Annotated in this window: 12 protein-coding genes; 8 read left to right on the forward strand and 4 right to left on the reverse strand. The window is 44.4% G+C overall.

Translation table 11 applies throughout. The annotated features are described in order from the left end of the window. The first annotated feature begins 8 nt into the window (after nt 1-8). The 8 genes from ribD to carB all read left to right on the forward strand — a co-directional run bounded on the left by ribD (nt 9) and on the right by carB (nt 10769). The gene (gene ribD / locus MWL85_RS05590) at nt 9-998 is read left to right on the forward strand and encodes a bifunctional diaminohydroxyphosphoribosylaminopyrimidine deaminase/5-amino-6-(5-phosphoribosylamino)uracil reductase RibD (protein ID WP_244401782.1); all 990 of its coding nucleotides are present in this window, start codon (nt 9-11) and stop codon (nt 996-998) included. Between the two features lie 74 nt (nt 999-1072). Beyond that, nucleotides 1073-1993 carry a transcription antitermination factor NusB gene (locus MWL85_RS05595; protein ID WP_040576055.1) on the forward strand — a complete coding sequence of 307 codons (921 nt, stop codon included), beginning with the start codon at nt 1073-1075 and terminating at the stop codon, nt 1991-1993. Between the two features lie 19 nt (nt 1994-2012). Then, entirely contained in the window at nt 2013-2336 is a 324-nt protein-coding gene (gene yajC / locus MWL85_RS05600; RefSeq protein ID WP_244401783.1) for a preprotein translocase subunit YajC, read from the forward strand. A gap of 195 nt (nt 2337-2531) precedes the next feature. Beyond that, nucleotides 2532-3422, forward strand: coding sequence for a YbbR-like domain-containing protein (locus MWL85_RS05605; protein ID WP_244401784.1), 891 nt, complete (start codon nt 2532-2534; stop codon nt 3420-3422). Next, nucleotides 3422-4027, forward strand: a complete 606-nt coding sequence (gene coaE / locus MWL85_RS05610; RefSeq protein WP_244401785.1) for a dephospho-CoA kinase — start codon at nt 3422-3424, stop codon at nt 4025-4027. The genes MWL85_RS05605 and coaE overlap by 1 nt, the downstream gene beginning before the upstream one ends. Beyond that, nucleotides 4024-4452, forward strand: a complete 429-nt coding sequence (locus tag MWL85_RS05615) for a DUF5606 family protein (protein ID WP_021903075.1) — start codon at nt 4024-4026, stop codon at nt 4450-4452. Before coaE ends, MWL85_RS05615 begins: the two co-directional genes overlap by 4 nt. 74 nt (nt 4453-4526) lie before the next feature. After that, entirely contained in the window at nt 4527-6413 is a 1887-nt protein-coding gene (locus MWL85_RS05620) for an amidophosphoribosyltransferase (RefSeq protein WP_018028753.1), read from the forward strand. Nucleotides 6414-6422: 9 nt separating this feature from the next. After that, nucleotides 6423-10769, forward strand: coding sequence for a carbamoyl-phosphate synthase (glutamine-hydrolyzing) large subunit (gene carB, locus MWL85_RS05625; protein ID WP_244401786.1), 4347 nt, complete (start codon nt 6423-6425; stop codon nt 10767-10769). Between the two features lie 84 nt (nt 10770-10853). On the opposite strand, the gene MWL85_RS05630 is transcribed toward carB, so the two are convergent. Genes MWL85_RS05630 through MWL85_RS05645 form a run of 4 tightly spaced genes read right to left on the reverse strand, consistent with a single transcriptional unit; the run spans nt 10854 to nt 14941 of the window. Then, a complete protein-coding gene (locus tag MWL85_RS05630; protein ID WP_244401787.1) occupies nt 10854-11630 on the reverse strand; it encodes a zinc ribbon domain-containing protein in 777 nt (258 codons plus the stop codon). Between the two features lie 16 nt (nt 11631-11646). Next, entirely contained in the window at nt 11647-12432 is a 786-nt protein-coding gene (locus MWL85_RS05635; protein ID WP_244401788.1) for a Nif3-like dinuclear metal center hexameric protein, read from the reverse strand. Next, entirely contained in the window at nt 12429-13463 is a 1035-nt protein-coding gene (mltG, locus tag MWL85_RS05640) for an endolytic transglycosylase MltG (protein WP_244401789.1), read from the reverse strand. Before mltG ends, MWL85_RS05635 begins: the two co-directional genes overlap by 4 nt. Nucleotides 13464-13471: 8 nt before the next feature. Next, nucleotides 13472-14941, reverse strand: a complete 1470-nt coding sequence (locus MWL85_RS05645; protein WP_244401790.1) for a hypothetical protein — start codon at nt 14939-14941, stop codon at nt 13472-13474. Nucleotides 14942-15186: the final 245 nt, after the last annotated feature.

Here is a 15186-nt window from a genome sequence, read left to right on the forward strand (position 1 = left end):
AGAAAAAAGTGGAAGATATACAATATATGCAGTTGGCGATCTACCTAGCCAGCAGAGGTGAAAACTTTAAGGTGAATAGTAATCCAAAGGTGGGTGCCGTATTGGTATACAATGATACAGTTATTGGTCAGGGCTACCACATCAGGCAGGGCGATAACCACGCAGAAGTAAATTGCATCGCTAGTGTGCCCCAACGACTGCGGAACTTGATTTCCCAAAGCACCATGTATGTAACACTAGAGCCCTGTGCCCACCAAGGCCGTACCCCCTCTTGTGCTAAGATGCTAGTGGAGCAAAAGGTAAAAAAAGTAGTGGTGGGTACCCTTGACCCCTTCCCAAAAGTTGCTGGAAAGGGGTGTGAAATACTGAGAGAAGGTGGAGTGGAGGTCTCTGTAGGATTACTAGAGGAGCAGTGCAAAGCGGTTGCTAAGATATTTATGACCAATCAACTACTCAGAAGACCGTACATCACCCTCAAGTGGGCTGAGAGTAGTGATGGCTATATTGACTACCATCGAAGTGCAAGTGAACCAGCAGCCAAGATATCCACTCCATACATTCAGCTACTTACGCACAAGTTGCGTGGCGAGCACGATGCGATACTTATTGGGAGGGGAACAGCAATTATGGACCAGCCTAGGCTGAACAACCGACTATACCCTGGGCTTCCTTCGCCCAAAGTGTATGTCATAGACAGCCATAGAGAAAGTGATGCTTTACTCACGCCCAAAAGTGATTGGCATTTGATAAAAGGCACCGATGATCTCAGCCAAGTGGTAAGTAGTCTCTACGACCAAGGGATTACATCGCTCTTGGTAGAGGGAGGGGCTAAGATCATACAGTCATTTTTACGTGCCAACCTTTGGGATACCATCCGAAGAGAGGTAGGAACCATTCAACTGGGGGCTGGAGTAAAAGCCCCCCAACTACCCTCTAGCCTATCTCCCAGTCACATAGATTATATAGATCGCCACCAGTTAATATACTATACCAAATAACGATAGAAAATGGTATCTTTGCAGATAGGATAAAGCGGAGGTGAAGTTGAGTGTAATAAATACGAAGTGGACGAATGATAAATAGATTACTAATAAGGATAAAGGTTTTGCAAGTGCTATACAACTATTATCAAGTGAAGCACATTGGTATACCAGGGGCTATTGGATTGCTGAGGTATGCATTAGACCAGTCTTACAACCTTTACCTCTACCTCACTGGACTCCCTTATGACTTGAAAGAAGCTGCCGCCTTCAGGCTGGCGAAGGAGGAGGATAAGTTTGGCAAAGACGAGAGCGTGGTGAAGTTGCTCAATCACATTATTGACAATCCTGTCACACAGGTGATTGGTAGCGACCTAGACTATATCCAAGCTCGTGAACAGGCATTTACGCCCAACCATAGCGTAGAGGACTTTATCAAAAAGCTACTCAACACTCTTATTGACCAGCGTGAAGAGCTACTTCAGATCAACTGGGATAACTTTGACGAAGTAAAGAAAGCGTGGAGAGCCTTTTATGGTGAAAACATCCTTCAGAGCGAGCTATTTGCAGATATTCTAGAGGAGACGGATACCTTTAGAAACGACGATATAGCCATTGTATTTACCTTCGTTACTAAAGTATATAATGGTCTTTCGGAGAAAAAAGCCTACTCCGAACAGCTGAGACCCCCTTACGCCTCTGAGGATGATGAGGACTTTGGTCCAACGCTCTTGGAGCACGCCATTGTACATGGGGAGGAGTACCGCGAGCTACTTAGCAAGTACTTCAAGAATTGGGACAAGGAGCGGGTAAGTGAAATTGACTACATTATCTTACAGCTTGCAGTGAGCGAGGCGATAAAGTTCCCCACAATAGATACCAGTATCATTCTCAATGAATACCTCAATCTAGCTCACTACTACAGTTCTGAAATCAGCCATACATTTATCAATGGCATCCTTCATGAGCTATTTACCGACTTGAAGAATGAGGGAAAAATACTAGGCAATTAACTATAAAACAAAGGAAAATATGAAACTAATGACATTACTACAAGCACCAGCTGGTGCAATGGGTGGAGGAATGAGCACCATCGTCATGATCGTGCTGATGATCGCAATCTTCTACTTCTTGATTATACGCCCTCAAAGCAAGCAACAGAAAAAGCTGGAGGCAGCCCGTAAGGCCATGAAGCCTGGCGATAAGATTATGACCTCTGGTGGTATCTATGGCATCATCAGGGAGATCAACCCTGAAAATGGACAGGTAACCATTGAGGTGTGGGAAGGTGTGAAGATGAAGGTGGATATCAACCAAGTATTTGCTCTCCCTGATAATAGCACCAACAAAAAGTAAATAACCTTGAGCTTTTGATGGCTCATTTAGCAATTCCAATCAATAATGGGATTTTGGAATAGTATCAAGTCACTGAAACCTGTCTCCTACTTCTCAAGAGGTAGGAGATGGGTGATTTTGCTTTTTTGCTTTCTACTCTCATTTATCCTTTGGTTATTTCAAGCGCTAAATGACAACTATACTAAGCGGGTTACGATGGCTGTAGAAGCCCCGACCCTTCCCCTGAGGTATGCTCTAGATGAGACCAAGGGTATTCCCAAGGAGATTGAGATAGCTATTACAGCTTGTGGCAATGAGCTAATGAGCTATACTTTTAGGCAATGGTTTGCCGCCAAGCCGATCCTTAAGTTGGCTATTGACACGCTCCAAATTTTGCCCGAGGGCGGATATATCAGTATCGGCAGGGAAGAATTGATCCGCCAGATTAAAAACACCAACGATGTTTTTAATGAGCACTTCAACAACTCAAATGACGCTCACATTGCCCTCTTCCCTGACTATATCTCATTTTCATATGCTCCTCTTATTGAGGAAAAGGTAGGCGTCTTCTTTGGTGGTCAAGTAGACCTTGGTGAGGAGAGTAATAGGGTATTGGTTTCCTTAACTATGGAGCCAGAGGAGGTAAGTGCCTTTGGGCTGAACACTTCCATTGATAGCCTAAGGATGACTCAGGGATTGATCAGTACAGAGCAGTCTCCTCTAGCAGTAACAAAAGAAGGAATTAGTAGCTATCGGGTAGCCTTAATAGCACCCAATGGAGTGAGGCTAACCCCTGACTCTGTAACGGTAACCACTGAGGTGGCACCGCTTAAATACAATTCTTTTATTGCCACCAATATTATGGTTCGTAATCTAGAAGAGGGCTATAATATTCGACTATTCCCATCTAGCATCAAGGTATCTTACCTAGCATTAGATGACGTAAAACTATCGGATATATCTGCACAGATTCACCCATATGTGGATGTAGATGAGATTACGGAAGGGACTAAAAAGCTAAAGGTGAGGCTTCCAATGGTACCTAAAGAGCTACATATGATACAATTGGAGCCAGATGCGGTGGAGTATATAATTGAAAAAGAGTGATGCCAAAGGTCATTGGAATAGCGGGGCAAGTAGGTGCTGGAAAAAGCCTTGTGCTACAAACACTTAATGTGCTGTATGGGATCCCCCTATTTGATTGTGATAAAATAGCTAAGGAAAGCTACTTTATCCCCTCAGTAAGAGAGGAGATAATTGACCGCTTTGGGGTGGATCCGATTAAGGGAAATGGGAAACTGGCAAAGGAAGGAATAAGCAAACTTCTGGCTAATAAACAGACAAAGGAGGACCTGGAAAGGATTGTTCACGGCACCGTAAGGGAGCAATTTGGACTCTGGAAAGGCCAGCAAGCAAGCAAGTGGGTAGCCCTAGAGAGTGCCATACTTTTCACCTCCAACATGTACCAGCTTTGTGACGTAACGATTGCTGTAAAAGCCGAAACGCCCATTCGAATGAGCAGGCTACTAAAGAGAGATCCCTTTCGGAGCGAAAAAGGGTTTGAGCTACTAGAAAACCTACAGAGGAAGGAGACGACAAGACAAAATGATGAAGCGGATTGGCACATTGATAATAGTGGCAACACCTCAATCATAAGAGAATTAGAAGTAATTTACCATCAACTTGATAATATAATTCAACATAAACAATGAAGCTAACAGACATTATTTCTATATCAGGAAAATCGGGATTGTATAAGCTGATTAATCGCACTCGAATGCCTTTCACTGCGGAAGACTTGGAAAGTGGTCGGAGAATGCCTCTCTTTGCTAGAGACAACATCGTTTCCCTAGCCGATATTTCAATTTATACCGAAGAGGGCGAGAAGCCACTAGGAGAGGTATTTGAGGAGATAAAGAGCAAGCACCCCGAGACCATAGAGAATGAATCGGAAGTACTAGGAAGCTCTAGTAACTTACGTAGCTTTATGGAGGAGGTGCTTCCAATCTACGACAAAGAGAAGGTTCACGATAGCGATATTAAGAAGCTGATAAAGTGGTATAACCTTCTTAGAAAAGCTGGCATGGAGACTTTTGTACCTAAAGAGGATCAGGACTCATCTGAGAATAAAGAATAATAATCTAAAGGAAGTCAGTCTCTAGTCGATCAGAGACTGGCTTCTTTCAGAATTAAAAACAAGGCAAGGCACAAATGGAGGAACTGAAGCACGAGTGTGGTATAGCAATGGTGAGGCTACGCAAGCCATTGACCTACTATCAAGAGAAATATGGCACGTGGAGGTATGGACTAAATAAGATGTACCTCTTAATGGAGAAGCAACATAATAGAGGACAAGATGGAGCAGGTATCTCTTGCGTAAAGCTCACTGCTCCAACGGGTGAGGAGTATATGTACCGAGAAAGAGCTCTGGGAAATACAGCCATCACCGAGATTTTTGCCTCTGTAGAGCGACAAATCCAATCGTTCGGTAAGGAGAAGCAGGGAGACCCCAACTTCGCTCAGGCACACATCCCTTATGCTGCTGAATGCTATATGGGTCATCTGAGGTATGCCACACAAGGCAAGCAAGAGATACAATACGTTCACCCAATGCTTCGAAGAAGTAATTGGAGAGCAAAGAGCTTGTCACTATGTGGTAACTTCACGCTCACCAGTGTGGACGATATATTTGACTCAATCACTTCAGTAGGGCAACACCCAAGAAGCAACTCCGATACCCATATTCTGCTTGAACAACTAGGGCACCGTCTGGATCGAGAGGTAGAGCATAAGTTTAGGGAAAGTAAGGCAAAGGGACTAACAGGGATGGATATCACTCACGATATTGAATCCCGCCTTGACACGACTATCCCCCTTAAGGAGTGTGCCCCTCTTTGGGATGGGGGCTATACTATGTGTGGACTCACGGGTAGTGGGGAGATGTTTATGCTCCGCGACCCTTGGGGCATTCGTCCTGCCTTTTACTACTATGATGATGAAATTGTAGTATGTGCTTCGGAGAGAGCTGTGATACAAACGGTCTTGAATGTCTCTGCAGATTCGGTTCATGAGCTAGAGCGTGGCAACGCCCTTACCATCAATAAGACGGGCTCTGAGATCAAGGTCTCCAACATACTTCCGCCTAAGGAAAATAAAGCTTGTTCTTTTGAGAGGATATACTTCTCAAGAGGGTCGGACAAGGATATCTATAAGGAGCGTAAAAAACTTGGCGAACAGCTTATTCCAGATGTGCTTAAGGCTATAGATAATGATATTGACCACTCAGTCTTTTCTTTCATACCAAATACGGCAGAGACCTGTTATTATGGCATGATTGAGGGTATGGAGCGTCACTTCAATCATTGGAAAGCGGAGGAAATACTAGCCAATCCTCAGATGACTAAAGAGGAGATATACGAGCTTCTAGACAAACGAGTTCGGGCTGAGAAAGTGGTGATCAAAGATATCAAACTCCGCACATTCATTTCGGAGGGGGCGAGTCGTACAGACTTGGCACAGCACGTCTATGATATTACCTACGACACCGTAGAAAAGGGCGTGGACAACCTGGTGGTCATTGATGACAGTGTTGTCCGTGGTACCACACTCAAGGAAAGTATTATTCGTATCCTTGACCGACTTCACCCTAAGAAGATAGTGGTGGTATCCTCAGCACCTCAGATTCGATACCCAGACCACTATGGTATTGATATGAGTAGGATGCGAGAGTTTGTTGCTTTCTTGGCGGCAATTGACTTGCTTCTCGAAAGAGGTATGGCATATATTATACACGATACCTACCGCTCTATCATAGAGAGTATTCACTCACCACTGATTGAGGAGCGAAACTTTGTGAAGGATATTTATGCGCCATTTACGGTTGAAGAGATCAACACAAAGATCGTTGAGCGGCTTCGTCCTTCCGATATCAATGCCGAAGTTGAATTGGTTTTTCAGTCTCTTGAAGGGTTGCACAAGGCAATTCCGAATCACCCAGGAGATTGGTATTTCAGTGGTGACTACCCCACTCCAGGTGGCGTGAAGCTAACGAATATGGCTTACAAAGCATTTTACGAAGAAGATTTCAGGAAACAATAAAATAAGACTATGGAACGAAAAGGTATACTCCTACTAAGCGATGGTAGCAAGTACGAAGGCACGGTAATAGGGGCAGAGGTCCAAGCTAGTGGCGAGGTGGTATTCAGCACAGCGATGACTGGTTACACCGAGAGCCTCACTGACCCATCGTACTCTGGACAAATATTGGTCACCACTTATCCTGTCATAGGAAATTATGGGTTTCCCTCTGAGGAAAAAGACCCAGAGACAGGTCTTACTAAGTTTCTTGAAAGTGATAAAATACATCCTGCGGCTCTGATTATGCACGACTATACGGATGAGTATAGTCATTGGAATGCTGTTGAAAGCCTTGATAGTGCCTTAGCACGACATGGAGTGGTAGGACTTACAGGTATTGATACAAGAGAGCTAACCATAAAGCTACGTAACAGCGGGCCACTTCTGGGCAAAGTGCTTCTTGATGAAGTTAGAAAGGATAATAGCGAGTTTATTAGTACCGATGAGATCAACTTAGTAGATAAGGTTTCTACTAAGGAGGTCAAGGAATTTACCAGTTTCGGAAGTAAAAAGGTGGTATTGGTAGACTGCGGCGTAAAGGAGAATATTATTCGTCACCTGATTAAACGAGGTCTTAACGTCACACTAGTGCCATGGGACTACGACTTTACCCAGTTGCAATACGATGGGCTATTTATCAGTAATGGTCCAGGAAATCCACTACTCTGTACCACCCTTGTAGAAAGGGTTCGAGACATTCTCAACAAGGGAGATAAGCCAGTGGCTGGCATCTGTATGGGCAACCAAATCATTGCCCAGGCCATTGGTGCTAAGGTGGCAAAGATGCCCTTCGGACATCGGTCTGTCAACCAACCTGTACAGCTTTGTGGTACAAATAAATGCTATATCACTAGCCAAAATCACGGCTTTGCTGTAGATGATAGTTCGCTACCTGAGGGATGGCACACTTATTTTAGGAACCTCAATGACGGCTCTAATGAAGGACTTATCCACGAGTCTGGGAAGTACTTTTCCACACAATTCCACCCCGAGGCTAATGGAGGTCCAGAGGATACGGTATTTATTTTCGATCAGTTTGCCGACTTAATCAATCATGGGAAGTTGGTTACTCCTACTTCGGAGGAAACAAAACCAATTAATAAGTATTCTAAGATCCTTGTACTCGGCTCGGGTGCTCTGAAGATTGGAGAGGCGGGAGAGTTTGACTACTCTGGTTCGCAAGCTCTAAAGGCATTGAGAGAGGAGGGCATACACACCGTTTTGGTCAACCCCAACATTGCAACGGTACAAACCTCAAAAGGGGTAGCCGATACTGTATACTTCCTACCTGTGACCCCCTACTTCCTTGAAAAGGTCATTGAGAAAGAACGTCCTGATGGTATACTACTCGCCTTTGGTGGGCAAACCGCTCTCAATTGTGGAGTGGCACTCTACAATAGCGGTATTTTAGAGAAGTACAATATTCAAGTTGTTGGAACTCCCGTCCAAGCCATTATGGACACGGAGGATCGTGAACTATTTGTAAAGAAGCTGGACCAAATCAAGGTCAAAACAATCCAAAGTGAAGCTGTAGAGACTATTGAGGCAGCTCGAAAGGCAGCACTACATGTGGGATATCCCGTTATTATACGTGCTGCCTACGCATTAGGGGGTCTTGGTAGTGGCTTCTGTGACAATGAGGAAGAACTAAACGCCTTGTGTGAAAAAGCCTTCTCCTTCTCTCCTCAAGTGTTGGTGGAGAAGAGCTTACGCGGGTGGAAAGAGATTGAGTATGAGGTGGTAAGAGATAGATACGACAATTGTATCACCGTCTGCAACATGGAGAACTTTGACCCCCTTGGCATTCACACTGGGGAGAGTATAGTATTAGCTCCTTCACAGACCCTCACCAATTCTGAGCATCAAAAGCTAAGAAGCATTGCTATTCAGATCGTACGCCATATCGGCATTGTCGGTGAGTGCAATGTGCAGTATGCTTTGGATCCTGATAGCGAAGACTATAGAGTAATTGAGGTCAATGCACGTCTGAGCCGTTCTTCGGCACTCGCCTCGAAAGCAACAGGGTACCCCCTAGCATTTGTTGCAGCAAAGCTAGGCCTTGGCTACGGCCTTTTCCAGCTTAAAAATGCAGTAACTACCACGACCTCAGCCTTCTTTGAGCCAGCATTGGACTATGTAGTCTGCAAGATGCCAAGATGGGACTTGAGCAAGTTCCATGGTGTATCTCGTGAGATCGGTAGTAGCATGAAGTCCGTAGGAGAGATCATGAGTGTCGGTCGCACGATTGAAGAGGTCATCCAAAAGGGACTTCGCATGATCGGCCAAGGGATGCATGGCTTTGTTGAGAATAAAGAGTTGGTCATTCCCGACATTCCTAAAGCTCTTAGCCAGCCTACAGATAGGCGTATATTTGTCATCAGTAAAGCTTTCAGACTTGGATATACGGTAGAAGAGATCCATGACCTCACTAAGATTGACCTATTCTTCCTCTATAAGCTTCGAAAGATTATGGATACTGCAGAGCAACTTGAGGCTCTGTCAGGCATAGCTGAAATATCTCCTGAGCTATTGAGGAGAGCTAAAGTGCAGGGCTTCTCTGATTTCCAAATTGCAAGAGCTCTATTTGGCACGGATATAGATGATATTGAGGTAAAGCAGGCTGCCGTAAGGGAATACCGCAAAAAGCTAAACATCTTGCCTGTAGTAAGGCAAATCGACACGCTTGCTGGTGAGTATCCTGCTCAGACCAACTATCTCTATATGACCTACGACGGAAAACAGCACGATGTCACCTTTGAAAATGGTGAAAATAGCATCGTTGTGCTAGGGTCAGGAGCATATAGGATAGGTAGTTCAGTAGAATTTGACTGGTGTGGTGTTTCAGCACTGAATACGATTCGTAAAGAAGGGCTACACTCCATCATGATCAATTACAATCCAGAGACGGTTAGTACCGACTACGACCTCTCTGATCGCCTATACTTTGACGAGCTTACATTTGAGAGAGTGCAAGATATTTTGGACCTTGAGCGACCACGAGGCACCATTCTATCTACTGGTGGGCAGATCCCTAATAATCTAGCGATGAAGCTAGATGCTATTCAAGCTCCAATCCTAGGCACTCAAGCAAAATATATCGACAATGCCGAAGATCGTCACAAGTTCTCTGCGATGCTGGATCGACTTGGCATAGACCAGCCAGCTTGGAAAGAGCTCACCACTCTTGAGGATGTTGAGTCCTTCGTAAAAGAGGTCGGGTATCCTGTGCTGGTTCGCCCATCTTATGTACTCAGTGGAGCTGCGATGAATGTCTGCTCCAACGATGAGGAGCTAGAGCGCTTCCTAAAGCTTGCTGCAAATGTATCGCAAAAGCACCCTGTTGTGATCTCCAGCTTTATTGAAAACGCTAAAGAGATTGAGCTAGACGCCGTGGCAGATAAGGGAGAACTCATTGCCTATGCCATTAGTGAGCACATTGAATTTGCTGGAGTCCACTCGGGAGATGCTACCATTCAATTCCCTGCTCAAAAGCTCTATATTGAGACCATCCGACGCATTAAGCGGATTGTGCGGATGATAGCTCAAGAGCTACATATCTCAGGGCCATTTAATATCCAATTCCTAGCAAAGGAAAATGATATTAAAGTAATTGAGTGTAATCTTAGAGCCTCCCGAAGTTTCCCATTCGTGAGCAAGGTTTCCAACTACAATATGATTGAGTTGGCAACTAAGATAATGATTGGCTCACCATACGAAGCTCCTCTTAAGAATGCTTTCGACTTAGATCACGTTGGTATCAAAGCCTCTCAATTCTCCTTTACTAGGTTGCAAAAAGCCGACCCTGTACTAGGAGTGGATATGACTTCTACTGGCGAAGTAGGATGTATTGCACGTTCTTCCGACGAAGCGATACTACAAGCAATGCTCTCTGTGGGTCATCGGATCCCTAAAAAGGGAGTACTGATGAGTACTGGTGGCGTAAAACAAAAAGTGATGCTACTAGACTCAGCTAAACTTCTAAGAGATAAAGGCTATATCATCTACGCAACAGAAGGCACCCATCGTTTCTTGATGGAAAATGGAGTGGAGAGTACATTGTGCTACTGGCCTAGCGAAGAGGGTACCCCTCAGGCTCTAGAATTACTCCATAGTGGAGATGTAGACTTGGTGATCAACATCAATAAAAACCTTACTCCTGGAGAGTTAACCAATGGTTATAAATTGCGTCGTGCCGCTATTGACCACAATATTCCGCTCATTACTAATGCCCGACTTGCTAGTGCTTACATACACTCATTCTGCACCATTGAAGAAGATAGCATTAGCATCTCACCATGGTCAAGCTTTGTGCAGTGATGAACTTCACTATACGACGAAAAGGGTCTCGCCAATAGCGAGACCCTTTTTTTTCAATGGTAATGCAACTAATTAACAGTCACATCACTTGAAGTTATCAGCCACCTCAGTAGCCAACTCTTCATCGATCAAAACACGACCACAGTACTCGCAGGCAATAATCTTCTTATGCGAACGAACATCTATCTCGCGCTGTGGAGGAATCAGATTAAAGCAACCAGAGCAAGCATCACGCTGAATGGGGGCAACAGCGACCCCATTGTGTGTAGATTTGCGGGTTCGCTTAAAAGCAGCGAGCAATTGAGGGTCAATCAACTCTTCTAATGACTTAGCATTAATTCTAAGCTTCTCTTCCTCTGCCTTAGTATCGGCGATGATAGCGTCTAGCTCCTTCTTCTTTACTTGAAAAACCTCCTGGACCTCCTTGATATCTGCAGTTAGTGCGCCGATATCCTCTTTGATATACTGGTTATCCTCTTGATATTCACGGATAGCTTTTTCGTACTTAAGAATATCTAGCTCCAGGTTTTCGAGTTCCTTAGAGATGGCATCATACTCCTTGTCGTTACGTACATCATTAAGATGCTGCTTGTACTTCTCGACCATTCCTTCGGCAGTCCTGATGCTCTCCTTAGCCTTCTCAATATTATGCTTATTTTGATCTATTTGATCTTCATAGCGCTCCTTTCTTTTGTGCTTGCCCTCTAAGTCATCAGCAAGCTCTTCCACTTCCATTGGAAGCTCTCCTCGCATCGTTCGGATACGATCAATTTCAGAGGAGACAATTTGCAACTGATATAGAGCCTTTAGGCGCTCCTCCACCGATATTTCCTTTGGACTTTCTTCTTTTTTCTTAGCCATAACTATTACCACATTATTATGAGATATAATGCACGGGATTGACACACGATTCTGCACTATAGATTGCAAAGTTACCTTTTTTTTCAGACATAATCTCTTTTAGCAACTCTTTCGTCAACAATTCCGATTCATAGTGCCCAATAGTCATAAGGAGTATCTCCCCCTCCGCATCATAATAATCATTATACTTCGCCTCCCCAGTAATAAAGATATCGGCTTTTTCTTCGATGGACACAGGCATCAAAAAGTTTCCAGAGCCCCCACAGTATGCCACTCTCTTTATCTTTTCGGTCAGAGGCTTGCTATGAGCCACATGAGTAATTGGCTGGAAAGCCTTCATCAGCTCTACCACTTCACCTATTGAGCGTGGACTAGGCAAATCACCAATCACCCCTGCACCCACGTTAGGATATCCCTCGATAGGTGACAAAATCTTTACATTTTGAAGCCCCATCTTACGCGCCCAAAATATATTCACCCCCTCATCATCATTATCCAATGAAGTATGTGAGGCATAGAGCACGATGTCATGCTTAATTGCCTTAATGACTACACGATTGATGTAGTAATCTGGAGTAATACTTTTCACGCCACGAAATAGTGCTGGATGATGCGTCACAATAAGATTACACCCTTTTGCAATAGCTTCGTCCACTACAGCTTCAGTCGTGTCAATTGCCACCAACACCGCCCGGAGTTCCTGAGACGTATCGCCACATTGCACGCCACTATTATCATACCCTTCCTGCTGAGATAAGGGTACCCTCTCCTCCAAATAATCTAGTAATTCTCTTATCTTCATTTTATTCCTCTTTCATTTAAGGCCGCCACATATTTCCTAGCATTCTTCTGATGCTCAGGGTACGTAGAAGCAAAGCTATGATACCCACTAAAATCCTCCTTCGCACACATATATAGATAGCTATGGTCCGATGCCTTCAATACACCGTCAATAGCCTCCATCGTAGGAATACGTATCGGCCCTATAGGCAATCCCTTATGGAGATAGGTATTGTAAGGACTATCCACCTTTAGATGCTTATGTAAGATGCGACGGAGGCTAAACTCTTGCAGTGCAAATTTTATCGTTGGGTCAGCTTGCAAAGGCATCCCCACCCTCAACCTATTAATGTATAGACCAGCGATCATTGGGTACTCGTCCACCTTAGCACTTTCTTCCTGTACGATCGAAGCAAGAGTGATCACCTCATACGGAGTAAGCCCCAGTGAGTCGGCTTCGGCTCTACGCTGGGCATTCCAAAACTTCTGGCTCTCCTCAGCCATACGCTTTGTGAGGTCTGCTGGCGTGATATCCCAATACAGCTCATAGGTATTTGGAACTAAGTAATAAACCAACGTAGTATCAGGGATATTCAAGCTACGAAGCAAAAGGGTATCATTCATCGCCCGTGCCACCTCCAAGCTATCTATCATTAGCTGACTTCCCATCCTCCGATACAATTGACTTGGCAATCGATACGAATTGAAGTAAAGCGAAATAGGCGTCTGCATACCATGTACCAAGCGGTTATAAAGTGCTTGCACCGTCATCTTTGGTTCAATCGTATAGCTCCCCACCTTAGGGGCATTACTAGCACGCAACCCTAGATGTAGCTTTAGATCCTCCAAGAGCGGGGCATCTGTAGCAGCCGCAATGGTATCTAGTACATCACTCCATTGAGCATCGGGGTATACAAATATCCGTACCGCTTTGTCGCTAGAAGTATTGAAAGCTGGTTGCCTAGTAAAGCGATAATAGGCGGTGCAGAGACCTACCACTATCAATAAGAATAGGGCTCCAATCCCCAAAAGCAGCTTATGAGGCTTCTTCATCCCCTACCTTATCTGCTAAATAGACTAAAGAAACCACCACCTTTCTCATTATCCTCGTCCTGCTCTGCTAGAGAGTTATGATGAGCAATCGCCTCCTCAATAGTCATCTTAGTTTTGCACAAGTGGAGATTATCCGCCTCCACCTCAAGCCCCTGATTTGCAGCATCGAGTGCTTTATCCAGTTCATTTCTCCTTAGATAGCTTTGAGCTGCCTTATTGAGATAAAAAACATACTGTGCTAAGTCTCCATTCTTACCACTATCTGCTATGATATCCTCTACCACTTCAATATGCTTCTCATAATCTCCAAGGGCAAAATAGATGTTTTCTAGGCTAAACTTAGTGCTTGGCTTCTCTGGCAATTCATTTATGTGTGCCTCTATAAATTCAAGGCCCCTCTTTCTATACAACTCTTTTTGCGCCTCATCCTTTTCTTGCGAATGTAGAGAGATATAGACCTGTGCTAGCTCTTTGATGCTATTCACTTTGCGGATACCCTTTTCAATACACTCCCGATAAAGCTTTTCCGCCAAGTCATAATTTTTCATTTCCAGAGCTTTCCTAGCTTGGATATAGAGGCCGTTATTGTGGCTTGTTGCTCCTGGCACGCCATTATCCATCTGTGCCGATAACTCCTCCAGCATAGCAGTAGCTGAATGGCTACTAGGGTAAGCATAAAGAATATTCTGAAGCACCATCTTGGCCCTTATAAAGTCTTCTTCATTCACCAAGTCCATAGCGATAGCCAATAGACCACCAATGGTATTAGGCCTGTGAATGCTCTTCGCGGCAGGACCTTTGTGATTTGAGCCCCTAAAATAGACCACCTTAATCCCTTCTCCAACCATATTAAGCAGATCCCTATCCACGATATCTCCACGATTATAGAAATACCGCTCTCCAGTCTCCACATCATCAATAAAACCAAATTGATAGCTTGGCTTCAGATCCACAATCGCTCCAATCGCAGGCACCTCCTGATCCAAGTCTTGACCCTCGCTCATGATCTCATCAAAGACCGATTGTACCTTCTCCCTCAACGCACGCAATCTTAGCCTATCTTCCTCCGATCTGCGCCAAGTATTGGCCAATGAGGGGTCTCGCTTCGCTAGAGACTCTATCGGGATCTTATCGCCAGGCTTATATTGTCTGAATGATCGCTTGCTAACCTTCTGAGAATCGACTGAAGCCCCCTTTTCAAAAGGTAGCACACGCTTCCAAGACCCCTGCTCAGACTTCATTGAGGGGTAGCCCTCTGAATGAGTAGACGCCCGAGGGGTTGATAGACTCTTTACCGGCTCCTTCGAAAAACTTCTAATAGCCTCATCGCGCACCCCAATCACATTCCCATCCTCACTCTCAATAACAATAAAGTCATTATTAAGCTTAACTATTTTACCACCAATTTCCACGTCATTACTCTGCGTGAGGTAAATGGTCTGACCAACACTAAATAAATCACTAATAAAATCAATCATCCTACTTATTATTCTACTAAATTCAAAAACACTATAAAATCAGCTAGATTGACAAATATAGCGATTCACCGTGGCGAAACAAAAATATTTCAAGTTAAACCTAGTTAAAGTGTACAGAAACAGGGGTTACGCATTAGAAAAGACTTACCACATGGTTTTTATCGGGGGGGGCTATGTGTAGGGACCTCGGCAGAGGTCCGACCTAAATAGGCACAGGTCAAGGCACATTGTGCCGAAGACCTGTG

It is taken from the genome of Porphyromonas somerae, from assembly GCF_022845615.1.
Taxonomy (GTDB): domain Bacteria; phylum Bacteroidota; class Bacteroidia; order Bacteroidales; family Porphyromonadaceae; genus Porphyromonas_A; species Porphyromonas_A somerae.

What these genes read in the sequence shown, in the direction of transcription:
- MWL85_RS05605 (WP_244401784.1), top strand. Translation starts at nt 2,532, where the DNA reads ATGGCTGTAGAAGCCCCGACCCTTCCCCTGAGGTATGCTCTAGATGAG.
- MWL85_RS05635 (WP_244401788.1), bottom strand. Translation starts at nt 12,432, where the DNA reads ATGAAGATAAGAGAATTACTAGATTATTTGGAGGAGAGGGTACCCTTA.
- carB (WP_244401786.1), top strand. Translation starts at nt 6,423, where the DNA reads ATGGAACGAAAAGGTATACTCCTACTAAGCGATGGTAGCAAGTACGAA.
- MWL85_RS05615 (WP_021903075.1), top strand. Translation starts at nt 4,024, where the DNA reads ATGAAGCTAACAGACATTATTTCTATATCAGGAAAATCGGGATTGTAT.
- mltG (WP_244401789.1), bottom strand. Translation starts at nt 13,463, where the DNA reads ATGAAGAAGCCTCATAAGCTGCTTTTGGGGATTGGAGCCCTATTCTTA.
- MWL85_RS05620 (WP_018028753.1), top strand. Translation starts at nt 4,527, where the DNA reads ATGGAGGAACTGAAGCACGAGTGTGGTATAGCAATGGTGAGGCTACGC.
- MWL85_RS05630 (WP_244401787.1), bottom strand. Translation starts at nt 11,630, where the DNA reads ATGGCTAAGAAAAAAGAAGAAAGTCCAAAGGAAATATCGGTGGAGGAG.
- coaE (WP_244401785.1), top strand. Translation starts at nt 3,422, where the DNA reads ATGCCAAAGGTCATTGGAATAGCGGGGCAAGTAGGTGCTGGAAAAAGC.
- MWL85_RS05645 (WP_244401790.1), bottom strand. Translation starts at nt 14,941, where the DNA reads ATGATTGATTTTATTAGTGATTTATTTAGTGTTGGTCAGACCATTTAC.
- MWL85_RS05595 (WP_040576055.1), top strand. Translation starts at nt 1,073, where the DNA reads ATGATAAATAGATTACTAATAAGGATAAAGGTTTTGCAAGTGCTATAC.
- yajC (WP_244401783.1), top strand. Translation starts at nt 2,013, where the DNA reads ATGAAACTAATGACATTACTACAAGCACCAGCTGGTGCAATGGGTGGA.